Source organism: Arthrobacter sp. ZBG10, assembly GCF_001238605.1.
Taxonomy (GTDB): Bacteria; Actinomycetota; Actinomycetes; order Actinomycetales; family Micrococcaceae; genus Arthrobacter.
In genome coordinates this window covers 18,979-33,775 of sequence record NZ_LFQH01000038.1, presented here as the reverse complement: position 1 = coordinate 33,775, position 14,797 = coordinate 18,979, and the positions used below count along the sequence as shown (strand labels likewise).

Sequence of the window (14,797 nt, the reverse complement as noted above, 5' to 3'; positions counted from 1 at the left end):
CTTTTGTCATGCAGTTAACCAGTGATTCATACGATCCTGGGAACTTGGCCAACCGGCCTCCGTAAGTTCGGGGCATGGACAAAATTTCGCGCAGATCCCTCCTCACTGCCGGCCTGGGCGCGGGCCTCATTGCCGCGGCGCCCAGTGCCGCCGTCGCGGTTTCAACGGCGGACGACGCCGGCCTTCGCACCTACCCCTTCGCCCTTGGCATTGCCTCCGGCGAGCCGTGGCCGGACGGCTTTGTGATCTGGACGCGCCTTGCGGTGAACCCGGTGGCCGAGGACGGCCTCGGCGGCATGCCTTCACGCAATGTTGCCGTGCAGTGGGAAGTGGCAGAGGACGCCGGGATGCGGGTGGTGGTGGCGCGCGGCGTCGAACGGGCGCGGATCGAGACAGCGCATTCGGTGCATGTGGAGCTCCGGGGCCTTCGCCCAGGCCGCGAGTACTTCTACCGGTTCCGCGCCGGCAAACACGTCAGCACGGTGGGTCGGACGCTGACCAGCCCTGCGCCGCACGAGACTCCCGCCGCGCTGGCCATGGCGTTCGCCAGCTGCGCGCAGTACGAGCACGGTTACTTCACCGCGTACAAGCGGCTGGCCGAGGACCACCCGGACCTGGTGCTGCACCTCGGTGACTACCTCTACGAATATAAGAAGGGCAGCTACGTGATCGGCGGCGGCAATCCTCGGGATCACGCGGGCCCGGAGACGGTCACGCTGGAGACCTACCGCCAGCGGCACGCACAGTACAAGTCCGACGCCGACCTGCAGGAAGCGCATGCTATCGCACCGTGGGCAGTGGTGTGGGATGACCACGAAGTGGACAACAACTGGGCGGACGACGTCCCGGAGAACAGCGATGCCGGCCAGCTGAACGACACCCTCGCTCACTTCCGGCAGCGCCGCAGTGCCGCGTTCCAGGCTTATTACGAGAACATGCCGTTGCGCCCGTCCTCCCTTCCGGCTGGACCAGATATGAAGATTTACCGCAGGCTCCAGTGGGGCCAGCTTGCCAATTTCCACATGATGGACACCCGCCAGTACCGCGACGACCAGCTCGCCGGCGACGGCTGGCAAAAGAATGTGGCCGAACGCCTGGCGGAGGACCGCACCATCACCGGCGCAGAGCAGGAACAGTGGCTGCTGGACGGCTTCAAGGACTCCACCCAGCACTGGGACATCCTGGGCCAGCAGGTCTTCTTCGCCGAGCGGGACCGCGCTGCAGCCCTGGACGTTGACGATGTCTCCATGGACGGCTGGGACGGGTACGCCGCCTCCCGTCGCCGCATCACCCAGGGCTGGGTGGATGCGGACGTCCGCAACGCCGTGGTGCTCACCGGCGACGTGCACCGCAACTGGGCCAACGAGGTCAAGGTGGACTACAAGGACCCGGCCTCCCCTGTGGTGGGCACCGAACTGGTGTGCACCTCCATCACCTCCACCGGCAACGGCACGGGATCCAACACCGATCCGACGATGGCCTGGAACCCGCACCTGAAGTTCTACAACGACAACCGCGGCTACGTGAACACCAAGATCACCAGGGACGCCATGACCGCGGACTTCCGGGTCCTGGACTACGTCACGACGCCGGGATCCCCCGTCAGCACGAAGGCCTCCTTTGCCATCCAGGACGGTGTGCCGGGCCTCGTCAATGGGTGAGCCTGTCGAAATCCAACAAGCCCTAAGTTGTCCAACAAACGCGTAGCACTTGTTAGGCTGGATTTTCCGAAGACCACTAAGCGAGGCAATACGTGCACGAGGACGCCGCCAGGTTCCTGTCCCAGCCGGTGGAGGCCCAGCCGGGCTCGCCGCTCCGGGTGGCCGTGTACTCCCGGGTCGCCGAGGCGATCCGCAACAGCCTCCTGACGCCCGGTTCGATGCTTCCCACTGAAACGGAGCTCGGCGCGGACATGAAAGTCAGCCGCACAGTGGTCCGCGAAGCGCTGATGCTGCTTGAAGAGGACGGGCTCATCCGGGCCCGGCGCGGCGTCGGCCGGTTTGTTGCCGACACCCTCCCCCGCATCGGAATCGAGCGGATCCGCCCGTTCGAGGAAGTCCTCGGCGGCCCCGGGCAACACCTCGAGATCAAACGCATCCAGCGGCAGCGGCAGCCCGCCTCGGAGTTCGTCGCCCCCGGCGTGGGCGTGGAGCCCGGCGCCGATTGCTGGCTGTGGGAGTCGGTCCTGATCCGCGACGGCGAAGCCATCGCCCACCTGCAGGAAAACATCTCGGCCCTGCCGGTGAGCCTGGGCAGCAGTTCCGCCGCAGCCGCACCCTTGGAGATCGACGACGACGGCGGCACCCTGCTTGCAAGCCTGATCAAGCGCTTCGGCCGGGTCCTCGGGCCCGGCGAATGCCAAATCAGCCTGAGCCAGGTGGGGCCAAGCCGCGCCAAGCTGCTGGATCTGCGCGCGCCGGACCCGGTCCTCGTGCTGACGCAGTACGTCAGGCACGCGAACCGGCCCTTCTACCTGGCCAAGTGCCTCATCGCGGCACGCGCCGGGCATCTGTCCGTAATGCAGTCGCTCCAGTCCTAACCGGCCCGACCGATACTCCGGCTCAGGCGACCGCTGCACCCACGGACCATGCCGCCGTCGTACCCTCAGGGCCGCTAAGGGACTGCAGCACCTCCACGAGATGCGGCGCGAAGTCGCCCTCGAGCTCCAGCACCACCCGGCAGCGCGCGCCGGGCTGCTCCGGGTAGTCCATGTACCGTCCGCGGAGGTCACAGATGGTCTGGCCGCGGCCGGGACCGTCCGTTGTGTCGACGTCGACCCTCACCACCGGGGCCACTGCGGCGCTGACGCCGCCCACGGCGAGGGCGGCGGCGAGGGGGTCGTGCATGGCGGAGCAGGCGCGGCCGAACTGGCTCTCGTAGAAGCGGAAGTAATAGCCCAGCATGTCTCCGAGTGCCTGCGGGACCGGATGCCCCGCCGCGAGCAGTTCCTGCCGGTGACTCTCCTCGAGCACATTGGACATGGTGACATCCAGCGGCACCAGGGTCACGTCCCAGTCGGCGGCGAGGACGTCCGCCGCGGCTTCGGGGTCGTTGGCGATGTTGGCCTCTGCCACGGGGGTGATGTTCCCGGGCGCGAACGCGGCGCCGCCCATGATGGTGATGTCCTGCACCAGCCGGGGCAGCTCGGGATCCAACCGCAGCGCTTGGGCGATGTTGGTGAGCGGCCCTACGGCCAGGATCCGCAGCTGGCCCGGGTGTTCGTGGGCGAGCCGGACCAGCATCTCGGCCGCGGTTCCGGGCACCAATTCGGCGTCGGCCGCCTCCAGCGAAACGTCGCCGATCCCGTTGGCGCCGTGGACGTGCGGGGCACCGCCGTGGAACGTGCCGGCCTGCGGGTCGTGGGCTCCGAGTGCCACGGGGATGTGGGCGTGCCCGGCGAGCTGGAGCAGGTCCAGGGTGTTGCGGGCGCCGACGGCGGCACTGACGTTGCCGCTGACGGTTCCGATCCCCCGCACGTCCGCCTGCGGGGAGGCGAGCAGGTAGGCCAGGGCGAGGGCGTCGTCGATCCCCGTGTCGCAGTCGAGGTAGAACGGGTGGCTGATGGGCGTGGTCATGCTGACTTCTCGTTTCATTGGTGCTTTATGTCGTGATTGTGGGGGGTTAGAGCTTTTCGCCCTTGGGCGCCGCGACAAAGAGGCTCACGAGGAACGCAGCGGCCGTGATGGCAACCGAAATCCAGAGGGCGGTGGCGTAGCCGGCACGGGTTGCCTCCGCGGCGAACGGGGCAACGAGGACGACGCCGAGGCTCGCGCCGATGCCGAAGGAAGCTCCATTGATGCCGGGCAGGGCCGCCGGGGCCTCCTTGGGCGAGAGCAGGACCGAGAGCCCGTTGATGGCGGTGAGGAACAGGCCGTTGTAGAAGATTCCCAGGGCGGCGACGGCGATCAGGACGGCCACCTGGTTCTCGGAGAACGTGGCCGCGGCGATGGCACAAGCCAGGCTCAGCCCGGTTCCGGTACGGAGGGTTTTGATCCAGCCGCTGCGGTCGGCGAGCCAGCCGGCCAGAGGTGCGGCGAAGACACCGATCAGGGCTGCGGGGGTCAGGAACAGCAGGGCAGACATGGATGCGCTGAGCCCGAAGCCCGCGAAGGCATCCTGGCTGAGCAGCACCACGGTGAAGTTGATGATGGCGAAGATGCCGGCGAGGGTCAGGACGGTGGTGGCGATGACCGGCCAGACCTGACGCGAGCGCAGGTGGTGGACGGCGATGAGCGGGTTGGTGCGCTTCTTCTCGATCAACCAGAAGGCGGCAAAGGACGCGACGGTGCCAGCCAGGAGGGCCAGGGTGCTGGGAGCGGTCCAGCCGGCGGCCGAACCGCCGGAGACGAAGTACGTGGTGAAGACCAGGAACACCGACAGGGACCCTGCGCCCCACCAGTCCATGGTGCCGCGCACTCCCTTGGGGCGCCCGCCCGGGACGGTTTTGAGGATGCAGGCCGCGGCGACGGCCGTCAGGACCAGGACGACGACGAAGATCGACCGGAAGCCCAAGGTTTCGGCCATGAGGCCGCCAAAGTAGCCGTCGACGCCGCCCACTCCGCCGTTGATGGCGGCGATGATGCCCACGGAGGTGCCGAAGACGCGGGCCTGCAGGTTTTCGCTGAGGACGATGTAGGCGAGGGCGAAGACGGCGCTGGAAACGCCTTGGAGGAACCTGCCGGCGATGAGGATGGGCAGCGTGGGGGCGGCGATGCAAAGGATGGTGCCCGCGCCCATGATCCCGAGGACCAGGAGCAGGGCGGTGCGGCGGCCGATGAAGTCGCTCCAGCGTCCGATGACGGGCCCTGCAATGGCGCCGGCCAGGAAGAACATGGACTGGACGGGGGCTGCGCTGTCGGCGCTAAGCCCAAAGGAGGCCGCGATCTGCGGCAGCGCCGGGGTGACCATGCTGGCGTTGAGCTGGAAGGACAGCACGCCGAGCAGGAGCGTGGAGATCAGCAGGGCGGCGCGGCGTCCGCCGATTTTTGGCGTCTCCTCCGCGATTGCCGGCGGCGAAGCGGCGACTGAAGCTGGGGTGTTCACATCAAACTCCTTTGTTCTGCAGGGTGGTCCCTGCCCTTGGGATGTGAGTTGTTATACAACCATGTATGACGTACAAGTACAACCGTGGCGTACACTATTTCCTAATTCAGCCGCTTTGGCTCCACCGATAGGACCTCCCATGAGCACTCGACTTCCTGCCGTCACCGTCGTCGGCAGCATCAACCTCGACATCATCGCCACCACGGACCGCCTTCCCACCGCCGGAGAAACCGTCGGCGGCGGCGTGCTTCAGCAGCAGCCCGGTGGTAAGGGCGCCAACCAGGCCGCGGCGGCCACCCGCCTGGGCGCCAGTGCGAGGATCGTTGGGGCGGTGGGCAATGACGCCTCCGGCCGGCTGATGGTGGCGTCTCTATCTGGCGCGGGAGTGGACACCACTGATGTGACAGTGCTCGACGGCGACGCGACCGGCACCGCGCTGATCGTGGTGGACCGGGACGGCGAAAACCAGATCGTGGTATGCCCGGGGGCCAACTCCGGTTTCTCCCTGGGGGGCGTGGCCTTCGGGCCGGACGAAACAGTGCTGTGCCAGCTCGAAGTGGATCTGCCCGTGGTGATGGAAGCCGCCCGCCAGGCCTCCGGTTTCTTCGTCATAAATGCGGCCCCGGCCATGGACCTGCCGGCGGAGCTGCTGGAGCGCTGCGACCTGGTGATCGTCAACGAGACCGAGTACGAACTCATTCCGGCGCTGGCAGCGGCAAAACTTGTGGCGGTGACGTACGGCAAGGACGGGTCGGCGATGTTCGAGCACGGGCGACGCGTGGCGGAGGCTCCCGCTTCTTCGGTGACGGTGGCGAACACCATCGGTGCGGGAGACGCATTTTGCGCCGCTCTGGTTCTGGCGCTCCGGTCGGGACATGACTACTCCACAGCGCTGGCCGTAGCCAATGCGGTAGGGGCGGACGCCGTGGGCGACGCTTCCTCGCAGCCGGCGCTGGCCCGGTTGGAGGAGTACGTTGCCACTGTGGCTGCAGTAGAGGTTGCTGCCCTGTGAATCTTGTTTTTCGGCCGGCAAGGCCTGCCGATTATCCTGAGGTCCGGAGAATCACCCGGGAGGCGTACATCGACGCCGGCCATTTCACCGCCGACCACCCGTACGTGAGCGTGTTGGACGACGTGGAACATCGGGCACAGCATTCCGAGGTGTGGGTGGCCGAGGCCTCCGGCGCGGTGGTCGCGGCAGTGACACTGACCTTCGCAGGGCAGCCGTATAGCGAGGTCGCGATTGAAAATGAGCTTGAGTTCCGGATGCTTGCCGTTGATCCAGCCGCCCAAGGCAGTGGAGTTGGGCGTGAGGTGGTCCGCCGGGTCATCGAACATTCCGAGTCGCTGCCGGGCATCAGGGCGATCAGCATCACGAGTGCGACGTTTATGGAACGGGCCCACGGCCTTTACGAATCCCTCGGTTTCAAGCGGACTCCCGCCCGGGACTGGTATGTGCCCGGCGAGGATGTACTTCTCTGGGTGTTCCGGCTGGAGCTGTCCCGCGCCACCACCGGCGCAAGGCGGTACGTCAGCCTGTAAGGCAGCAGTTCGAGAAGCAGTTCCTGGTGGGATACCTCGGCATTGCGCTTGCGACGAACTTGCCCGCCGCCCGCCTGGAATGTTCACGAATATCCCGCGCCGATCCGCTTGGCTTGCCGGTTGGCCGGACCGGATGTACCGGCGGCAGTACCCTGCACTGTTCCTGGGCCGCGAGGTTCCGGCGACGCTTCAGGGGTTGGTGACTCCGAGTCGAATCCCACCGCATTCAACCCAAGGGCAGACTCCGGCACACGCGTTCGCCGCTCATATTCTCGCGGGTCCAAGATGACTTACTAGTAAGCTCAAGTAAAACTCAACGCGGTATGCGGACTGATCCATATGCCGAGATCACGGTAGGAATCTGGGGATGCTTCGCAGGGCTGAAAACGCAGGAATATCGCACCGACGCGGATTTTGGTCCAGCAAGGGTGAAGCACTGCTACGGGTCGGCAGGAACTACTACTCACTCGGAAAAGTGACTGAACTCGTCTTCGACGAACGCCTTGAGGCCCAGTTACATCATCCGATGCTACTGACAACCGTCAACGGCCGTCGGTACTGGCACTTTGCCAACAAGTTCTACTGGGAAAATGAAGGCCTCCAATGGGACGAAGTGCACGCGATTCTTGTTACACGGGAGCAGCGAAAAAGGCAGCACATTGACCGTGCTCAGGCGACGGTTGCCATGTCTTCAGCGCCGCGAAATGCGACGGTCCGCAAGGTTATCCCCGACGACCTGAAGCAATTCATCTGGACCCGCGATGAGGGACAATGCCGAGCGTGTGGATCCACAACGGAACTTCAATACGACCACATCATCCCTCTCAAAATGGGTGGCAGCAATAACGCTGAAAACCTGCAAATCCTGTGCGGTCCGTGCAACCGATCCAAGTCAGCAGGGCTCACGACAAGAAGCTGACCAGTTTGCAGCTCGCTGCTAATCACTAGCGGACGAACCTGAGTTTCCTCCAACACGGTCTCCAACGTACGCAGTACGCCCCAGCGCACAGTTGCCCACCCGGGGAACCCAAAGCCACCACCGCCTCGCCATCCTTCGTCACCAGCCTGGCCGTGACGCTTGGTGCGTGCCACTTGACCGGAACCCACTTCATCTGCAGCCGCGCTCCAGGCAAGATTCCATTCCGGGCTGGCTGGCGAAGACTGCAGCCAACCACGTCGCCGAACCATATTGCCCCTCCGGGTCCACCGCGTCGAACAGGCGGACTTCCGCATCCTGGACCAGGTCACGACGCCGGGCGCCCCGGTATCCACGAAGGCCTCCTTCGCCATCCAAGACGGTGTGCCGGGCCTCGTCGCCCAGTAGGCCCAACTGAAAGGGGCGGGCACTGCCAATCGGCAGTGCCCGCCCGTCAACCCGTCCTGGAACCTACGCCCAGAGGAAGGGAACCACCAGGACCGCCAGGGTGAGGACCGGCCCGATGATGACCATGGAGAGGCCCCAGATGGTCAGGTGCCTGTTCACGGTGGAGCGGTGCTCCTCGACGGTTGAGGCAACGATGGTGGCGCCGGTTGTCCCGAAGGGTGCGCAGTCCACCAGGGAGGCCGAGATGGCAAGGGCGTAGATGAAGCCCGTCATTTCGAGCCCGCCGCCGGGGATCAGCAACGGAACCGCGAGGGGAATCAGGGCGCCGATGATGCCGATGGTTGAGGCGAAGGCGGAGACCAGGGCGGCGATGACGCAGATGACAAACGCGGCGAGCAGCGGCTGGCTGACGGACCGGGCGGCTTCACCCAGCTGATCGATGGCACCCAGCCGGGTCAGGACGGCGACGTAGGTGATGATGCCGCCCAGCAGCAGCGTGGTGCTCCAGTCGATGCGGGCGATCGCTTTGCGGCCCACACCCGGATCCACGAGGGCGATGATCACGGCGATGGTGAGGGCCACAACGCCCAGGTTCACGTCGACGTCGAGCTGGTTGAGCGTGAAGAACCCGCCCACCAGCACAATGATCGAGATGATCACGAGCAGCTGCATGGGCAGCAGCTTGGGTTTGGCGTCGACGCGGGCGTCGGTCCGGTCCAGCGTCAGCGTCCCGCCGGATTGAGTCACGGATCCCGAACCGCCGCCGGTGGGCGCGGTGCCGCCGGAGGGTCGGCCGCTGCCGGCCGAGCCTGCGCGGGTCCGGGCAATAAGTTCCCGGCCCCCGAACATAAAGAACGCGGTGAGGACCACAAGGGCGTTCACACCGATGGAGATGGCGAACATCAGCCCGGCGTTGTACGGAACGTTGGCCTCGGCGGCGACCGTCTGGACGGTGATGCCAACAATGCTGGTGGGGGCCAGCGCGCCGCCCACGATCGCCGAGCTCATGGCGATGCCCATCATGGTGGAGTTGATGCGGTGGCTGTGCGCCAGCGTCATGGCAATCGGGACGACGGCGAACGCGGCGTGTGAGGTGCCCATACAGGCAACGGCGGTGGCAATGGCCCACAGACCCCACGGCAGCAGGGCCACCCGGTCGCCGATGAGGTCCAGCGAGCGGTCCACCAGCCATTTAATGGTTCCGGTCTCATGGGCAATGCCGAACAGGTAGGTGATACCCACCAGGATGATGAGGGCGTCCACGGGGAAGCCGCCCAGGACGTCCTTCAGGCTTTCGCCCACCACGCCGATGCCGATGATAAACGCGGCGACGAGGGCCAGTGCGCCCATGTGGACGTTGCGGACCGAGGAAATGGTGAAGACGGCCGCGAGCCCGATAAGGGCGATGATTTCGGGGGTCATGACGCGTCCTCCGGGGAGGCGGGCGCTGCGTGTGCGCCGGGGGAAGTAAAGGACGTCATTGATTTACTCCGATCAGGTGGTTGGTGCCGCGGCGGGTTCCCGCGAGGTACAGGGCAAGGGCTCCGGCGTCCGCGCCGTCGATGTCCTCAAGTCCAATCAGCTCCCCTTGCGCCACGGGGCGTGCCAGGCGGGCGCCGTCGAGCAGGTAGAACGGGGATGTTGTGTGGTCTGCAGCGATCATCACCGGCGCCACACCGGCGATTTCGTGGTGGTGTCCTGCCACTGCCAGTTCGGTTCCGGCGGGCAGGTCCTGCAGCGCGCGCCCGGCCAGGAGGATGCCGGGCTGGGCGGCGGGAGCAGCAACACGGTCGACGGCGGCGTGCACGGTCAGCGGCGTTTCCACCCCCATGTAGTGGTACGGCCAGTAGATGCACGCGTACTTGCCGTCACGGCTGACCACGTGGCCCTTGCCCCGAAGAATGTCCCAGGTGACCGCGTCGCCGGTGCGGACCACCGCGAAGACGCCGCCGGCGAAGCTGGCCTCGCCGGGAAGCCGGAGTGCGGAGAAAACGTCCACCACGCCGTCGTGCCCCAGGATGCCGCCGTCTTCCCCCGCGGCATAGATGTCAGCCAGTTCATCGATGCGGGCCACCGGGTAGTGCATGGCTTCGACGTCGGCGGGCATCCCGGTGCGGGTGGCCACTACGGTCATTTCGCAGGAGTCCGCGGCCGCAGCCCGCTTGAGCCCGCTCACTGCGGCCGCACGCTGCTTGAGCGTTTCCGCAATGTCGCCGCCAAGGCCCAGGAGCCCGGCGAGCTCCGGTGCATCGATGGTTTCACCGGCCTGCGTGACGGTCCCGGTTTCCGGGTTGAACTGCAGGTCGTACTCCCCTGATTTGCCGATCGCCACGATGTCGAGGCCAACGGCGCTGACCCAGTCAACGAGGCGCAGCAGGTTGGCCGGCTGGTCGCCGTCGCCGGGGAGGTAGCTGAGTCCCTTGGCGGCGGCCCGTGCTCCGAGTTCCACACCCACAACGGTGTCCACTTCCTTGCTGACCATCACCACGTGGACGTTGTTCTCCAGGGCGGTTGCCGCGTAGGCGGAACCGACGCCCACCCGGCCGCAGGCCTCAACCAGCACGTCAATGCCGGCCCAATCCACTGCCTCCGCGGAGGCCACCAGGGCGAGCCGGCCGTCCGCCACGATAGCGGCGGTGTGGGCGGGGTCGATGGACCCGGCCACGCGGTGGGGCGGGATGCCGAGTTCGGTCAGCATGGCCAACACACCGTCGATGTCGGGGTCGATCAGGATGCTGGGCAGGATTTCGGGGGTGTGGGACAGCTGGGCGAGGAACGTGCGTCCGTAGCCGCCGTTGGCCCCGGTGAGGGCTACGTGGATGGGATCTCGTCGTCGAGCGCGGTGAGGAAGGATCACGGTTGGGTCCAAATCTTCGGGAGCAACGTCCGACCTTCGAACGTGCCGGGAATCACTGTGACACACATTCTAAATTCGTACAAGAACTTACCAAACTTTAACAATCCTTCCCGGCCGGGTGTTACAGTCATTTCCGACCACCGCCGCATGGGCCGGTTGGTCCGGAAAGGAAAAAGTGCTCGGAATCATCGCTGATGACTTCACCGGCGCCACGGACATAGCCACTATGCTCCGGCGCTCAGGTCATCGAGTGGCTGTTGTCATCGAAGACGGCACCCTCACGCCCGCACACCTGGCCGCTCTCGACGCCGTTGTGGTCGCTCTGAAAAGCCGCTCCGAAGCCAAGGACGAAGCCGTGGCCGTGTCGCTTGACGCGCTTCGCCGCCTGCAGGCCTGGGGTGCGGACCGCTTCTACGTGAAGTACTGCTCCACGTTCGACTCAACCGCCGCGGGCAACATCGGACCCGTGCTGGATGCCGTCACCGCGGAACTCGGCGTCAGCAGGTGCGTTGTGGTCCCGTCGCTGCCGGCAAACCAGCGCACCGTGTACCAGGGGCACCTCTTTGTGGGCGCGGACCTCCTGGAAAATTCCCCGATGCGCCACCACCCCCTCACCCCCATGACCGAGTCGCGCGTTGCCGACCTGCTGCGTCCGCAAACCTCGCACGACGTCGGAGAGGTGTTCCGCGGAACAGTCCAGTCCGGCGCGGCGCAGCTGCGCGCGGCGCTGGAGGCGGCCGACGCCAGGTATGTGGTGGTGGACGCGATCGATGATGCGGACCTCGCCCTCATCGCGGCCGCCACCCGCGACGACGTCCTGGTGTCCGGTGGTTCAGGTTTGGCGCTCGGCATCCCGGGCCCTGGCCGGACCGAGGCAGCCTGGAACTCGCCGCCCCGCAGCCGCGGAGCGGTCCTGTGCGGCAGCGTTTCCAGTGCCACCCTGGCCCAGATCGCGCACGCCGCGCAGACCCAGCCGGTCCACCAGGTCAACATCCGCGAGGCCATCGCGGACCCGGAAGCTGCGGCGTCCGGGCTGGCAGCCTGGGTTCTTGCGCAGCCGGTGGACTCCATTCCCGTGGTGTGCGCCGCGCGTTCCCGTGACGATGTTCAGGGCAGCGTGGACGGAGTGGCCGCCGCGGCCGTCGTCGAACGAATCTTGACGCAGACGGCCAGGCTGCTCCTGGCGGACGGCGCCGTCTCGGGCCTGATCGTGGCCGGCGGTGAAACCAGCGGGGCCGTGGTGCGCGGACTGGACATCCAGTCGCTGCAGATGGGCCCGGAACTGGCGCCGGGAGTGTGCTGGTCCACGGCGGAAACGGGCGGCCGCACCGTGGCGCTGGCGCTCAAAAGCGGCAACTTCGGCAGCATCGATCTTTTCACTTCGGCTTGGGAGCAGTTGGTATGAACGTCCGGAAAGAACTCATCGCGGCAGGACGCCGGCTCGTGGGCATGGGCCTGAGCCCGGGAGCGACCGGAAACCTGAGCATCCGGGACGGGGACATGATCCTGGTGACCGGCACCGGCGCGTCGCTGGGCCACCTGACCGAGGCCGATATTGCCGAGGTTTCAATGACAGGTGTCCACCTGGGCGGCGCCCGGGCATCCAAGGAGACCCCCCTGCATGTGGGCCTCTACCGCCGCGGCGACGAGCACCAGGCAATCGTTCACCTGCACTCCCCGCAGGCCGTTGCCATGTCCTGCCGCGATCCGTGGTCCGCCACGAATGCGGTGCCGCCGCTGACACCGTACTTTGTGATGCGGGTGGGCCAGACGCCGCTGCTGCCGTACCGGCACCCCGGTGACGCCGCCCTCGGCGCGGACATCCTGTCCGCACCCGGGCAATTCCGCGCGGCGCTGCTGGCCAACCACGGCTCCGTGGTGTCGGGTGCGGACCTGGGTGACGCCGTCGAGCGCGCCGCGGAACTCGAAGAAGCGTGCCGGATTGCGCTGCTGACCGAGAATTCCCCGCGCCGTGAGCTCACCCCGGAGCAGATCCGCGAGCTCGCGGACAAGTGGGGCAGTCCCTGGACGCATTCTCCGGTAGATTGACGCGGGTGGCAGCAGTGGCGAAGACGACGACATCCCTCATCCCTGAACAGCGCAGGCAGCAGATTCTTCAGCACCTGCGCGGCCGCGGGGTTCTCAGCTACCGGGATATCACCGAGCTGCTGGGAGTCAGCCACATGACCGCCCGCCGCGACGTGGCAGCCCTGGCCGAGGAAGGCAAGGTCCAGGTCACCCAGGGCGGTGTCCTCGCGGAAACCAGGTTGCTGCAGGAACCGCACCGCTCCGTGAAGGAAGCGGCGGACCTGCCGGCCAAGGCGGCGATCGCGCGCCACGCTGCCGAACTGGTGACCGATTCGATGACTGTTTATCTTGATGCCGGCACCACGGTCCAGGCCATGAGCCCGTACCTGCGGGAACGCTCGGACCTCACCATCGTCTCCAATGACCTGGCCACCGCCATGGCCTTTCTTGAATTCCCCGGCGTTGACCTGATCTGCGTGGGTGGCCGGGTGGACCGGGACAACAAGTCAATGATCGGCAGGCTGGCTGCGCTGACGCTGGGTGAACTGTCGCTGGACATCGCTTTCCTGTCCTCCAGCTCCTGCGACCTGCGGCATGGCGTGACAACACCCGTCGAGGCCAAGATTGACCCGAAACGCGCGGCCATGGCGTCGGCCGAAAAGACTGTCCTGCTGGCGGACAGCAGCAAGTTTGGGCGCTACGCCAAATACCGGGTGCTCGGGCTGAACGAACTGGACCTCATCATCAGCGACGCCGGCCTGGACGAGGCCACAACCCACCAGATCCAGGAGCTGGGCGTCGAGGTGGTCCGGGCGAGCATGAAGCCGTTGGCGGACGACGCCTAAGGGGCACCTGCCAGGACGGCCGGACCAGCGTCCGTGTAATGCTGGGGTTCAGTCCGGCGTGCCACCCGTCGGGCAATCGCGGCGCAGACGATCAGCTGCATCGCGTGATACATAATCACCGGCAGGATCACCACCCCGCCCAGCGGACCGGTAAAGAGGATCGCGGACAAGGGCAGTCCGGTGGCCAGGCTCTTCTCCGAACCGCAAAACATGATGGCGGTGGCATCCGCAGGCACGAACCCCAGTTTTTTGGCCACCAGGGACGTGATCCAGAGGCTCAGCGCCAGCATCGCCGCGCAGATACCGGCTGTTACAGCCAGCTGCGCCGCGGGGATGCGGTGCCACACACCGTCGGCCACAGCGGCGCCGAACGCGACGTACACCACCAGCAGGATGGCTGCCCGGTCCACAACCTTGAACGCCGGGGCCCAGCGCTGCGTCCATTTCAGGGTCAGTTTGTGGAGCAGCTGGCCCAGCACAAAGGGGGCAACAATCTGCACGGCAATCTTGGTGATCGATGACAGGTTCATACCGCTGTAGGACCCCAGGGCCAGCGCCACAAGCAACGGCGTGGCCAGCACGCCGAGGAGGTTCGAAATGGAGGCCGCGCAGACAGCGGCAGCGGTGTTGCCCCGGGCAATGCCGGTGAACGTGGTGGCCGTCTGCACCGCCGTGGGAAGCATGGTCAGGAACAACAGTCCTGCCACCAGCTCATGGTTCAGGTACCAGGACGAGCCTGCCGCCACACCGAAGCCAAGAATGGGGAACATAACAAAGGACAACCCCACGATGACCAGGTGGAGCCGCCAGGCCTTGAGGCCCTTCAGGGCTGCGGAAGAGGGCAGACGCAAGCCACTGATGAAGAACTGAACAGCCACCGCCACGCCACCTGCGCTGGACAGCGCAGGGACCAGCTCTTTGTCCGGCGGGAGGAGGGCCGCCCCGGCCAGGGTTGCCAGGAGCAGCAGCACAAAAGGATCCAGCCAGCCGCGCCAGCGCCGGGCCTTGTGGGTGGCTGTCGATGTCGTTCCCATTTCCCACCATTCTTTGTTGGATACAGCAAAGAATACTGTAGACAATCTACAGAAAGAACCTCCCATGTAAACCCTGCGTAAACTCGTGCAGGCTATGGCTCTGCGGCGACTGTAGACAGTAGTC

14 protein-coding genes are annotated in these 14,797 nt (G+C 66.1%); 9 read left to right on the top strand and 5 right to left on the bottom strand.

The annotated features are described in order from the left end of the window. The first annotated feature begins 74 nt into the window (after positions 1 to 74). Both ACU18_RS09930 and ACU18_RS09925 read left to right on the top strand, forming a co-directional pair. On the top strand, positions 75 to 1,661 hold the full coding sequence (locus tag ACU18_RS09930; RefSeq protein WP_050685389.1) for an alkaline phosphatase D family protein: 1,587 nt from the start codon (positions 75 to 77) through the stop codon (positions 1,659 to 1,661). A 92-nt stretch (positions 1,662 to 1,753) separates the two neighbouring features. Next, positions 1,754 to 2,539 (top strand): GntR family transcriptional regulator, encoded by a 786-nt coding sequence (locus ACU18_RS09925; protein ID WP_050685388.1) that lies wholly within the window; start codon positions 1,754 to 1,756, stop codon positions 2,537 to 2,539. A 22-nt stretch (positions 2,540 to 2,561) separates the two neighbouring features. Here ACU18_RS09925 and ACU18_RS09920 read toward each other — a convergent pair whose 3' ends face one another. Together ACU18_RS09920 and ACU18_RS09915 are read right to left on the bottom strand one after the other, a co-directional pair. Beyond that, on the bottom strand, positions 2,562 to 3,575 hold the full coding sequence (locus ACU18_RS09920; RefSeq protein WP_050685387.1) for a nucleoside hydrolase: 1,014 nt from the start codon (positions 3,573 to 3,575) through the stop codon (positions 2,562 to 2,564). A gap of 46 nt (positions 3,576 to 3,621) precedes the next feature. Next, positions 3,622 to 5,043: an MFS transporter gene (locus tag ACU18_RS09915; RefSeq protein ID WP_050685386.1), complete on the bottom strand. Its 1,422-nt coding sequence runs from the start codon at positions 5,041 to 5,043 to the stop codon at positions 3,622 to 3,624. Positions 5,044 to 5,182: 139 nt separating this feature from the next. Here ACU18_RS09915 and ACU18_RS09910 point away from each other — a divergent pair, with 139 nt between their 5' ends. The 4 genes from ACU18_RS09910 to ACU18_RS20355 all read left to right on the top strand — a co-directional run bounded on the left by ACU18_RS09910 (position 5,183) and on the right by ACU18_RS20355 (position 7,909). Further along, entirely contained in the window at positions 5,183 to 6,055 is an 873-nt protein-coding gene (locus ACU18_RS09910; RefSeq protein WP_050685385.1) for a ribokinase, read from the top strand. Next, positions 6,052 to 6,585 carry a GNAT family N-acetyltransferase gene (locus ACU18_RS09905; RefSeq protein ID WP_050685384.1) on the top strand — a complete coding sequence of 178 codons (534 nt, stop codon included), beginning with the start codon at positions 6,052 to 6,054 and terminating at the stop codon, positions 6,583 to 6,585. The genes ACU18_RS09910 and ACU18_RS09905 overlap by 4 nt, the downstream gene beginning before the upstream one ends. A 475-nt stretch (positions 6,586 to 7,060) precedes the next feature. Further along, positions 7,061 to 7,504 (top strand): HNH endonuclease, encoded by a 444-nt coding sequence (locus tag ACU18_RS19915; protein WP_197273552.1) that lies wholly within the window; start codon positions 7,061 to 7,063, stop codon positions 7,502 to 7,504. Positions 7,505 to 7,774: 270 nt separating this feature from the next. After that, positions 7,775 to 7,909: a hypothetical protein gene (locus ACU18_RS20355; RefSeq protein ID WP_269430533.1), complete on the top strand. Its 135-nt coding sequence runs from the start codon at positions 7,775 to 7,777 to the stop codon at positions 7,907 to 7,909. A gap of 63 nt (positions 7,910 to 7,972) precedes the next feature. On the opposite strand, the gene ACU18_RS09900 is transcribed toward ACU18_RS20355, so the two are convergent. Together ACU18_RS09900 and ACU18_RS09895 are read right to left on the bottom strand one after the other, a co-directional pair. After that, entirely contained in the window at positions 7,973 to 9,331 is a 1,359-nt protein-coding gene (locus ACU18_RS09900; RefSeq protein WP_050685383.1) for an SLC13 family permease, read from the bottom strand. A gap of 55 nt (positions 9,332 to 9,386) precedes the next feature. Further along, positions 9,387 to 10,766, bottom strand: a complete 1,380-nt coding sequence (locus ACU18_RS09895) for a homoserine dehydrogenase (protein ID WP_050685382.1) — start codon at positions 10,764 to 10,766, stop codon at positions 9,387 to 9,389. 175 nt (positions 10,767 to 10,941) lie between these two features. On the opposite strand from ACU18_RS09895, the gene otnK reads away from it, so the two are divergent. The 3 genes from otnK to ACU18_RS09880 are packed head-to-tail and all read left to right on the top strand — an operon-like array spanning position 10,942 to position 13,639. Then, complete coding sequence (gene otnK / locus ACU18_RS09890; RefSeq protein WP_082178269.1) at positions 10,942 to 12,171, top strand: 3-oxo-tetronate kinase; 1,230 nt, start codon at positions 10,942 to 10,944, stop codon at positions 12,169 to 12,171. Further along, a complete protein-coding gene (locus ACU18_RS09885) occupies positions 12,168 to 12,815 on the top strand; it encodes a class II aldolase/adducin family protein (protein WP_050685381.1) in 648 nt (215 codons plus the stop codon). The genes otnK and ACU18_RS09885 overlap by 4 nt, the downstream gene beginning before the upstream one ends. A 5-nt stretch (positions 12,816 to 12,820) precedes the next feature. Further along, positions 12,821 to 13,639 carry a DeoR/GlpR family DNA-binding transcription regulator gene (locus ACU18_RS09880; protein ID WP_231686046.1) on the top strand — a complete coding sequence of 273 codons (819 nt, stop codon included), beginning with the start codon at positions 12,821 to 12,823 and terminating at the stop codon, positions 13,637 to 13,639. Here ACU18_RS09880 and ACU18_RS09875 read toward each other — a convergent pair. Further along, entirely contained in the window at positions 13,636 to 14,673 is a 1,038-nt protein-coding gene (locus ACU18_RS09875) for a bile acid:sodium symporter family protein (protein ID WP_050685380.1), read from the bottom strand. The two genes, ACU18_RS09880 and ACU18_RS09875, sit on opposite strands and share 4 nt — an antisense overlap. Positions 14,674 to 14,797: the final 124 nt, after the last annotated feature.

Coding starts and splice junctions, on each gene's coding strand:
- ACU18_RS09930 (WP_050685389.1), top strand. CDS start 75: ATGGACAAAATTTCGCGCAGATCCCTCCTCACTGCCGGCCTGGGCGCG.
- ACU18_RS09920 (WP_050685387.1), bottom strand. CDS start 3,575: ATGACCACGCCCATCAGCCACCCGTTCTACCTCGACTGCGACACGGGG.
- ACU18_RS09910 (WP_050685385.1), top strand. CDS start 5,183: ATGAGCACTCGACTTCCTGCCGTCACCGTCGTCGGCAGCATCAACCTC.
- ACU18_RS09900 (WP_050685383.1), bottom strand. CDS start 9,331: ATGACCCCCGAAATCATCGCCCTTATCGGGCTCGCGGCCGTCTTCACC.
- ACU18_RS09885 (WP_050685381.1), top strand. CDS start 12,168: ATGAACGTCCGGAAAGAACTCATCGCGGCAGGACGCCGGCTCGTGGGC.
- ACU18_RS09875 (WP_050685380.1), bottom strand. CDS start 14,673: ATGGGAACGACATCGACAGCCACCCACAAGGCCCGGCGCTGGCGCGGC.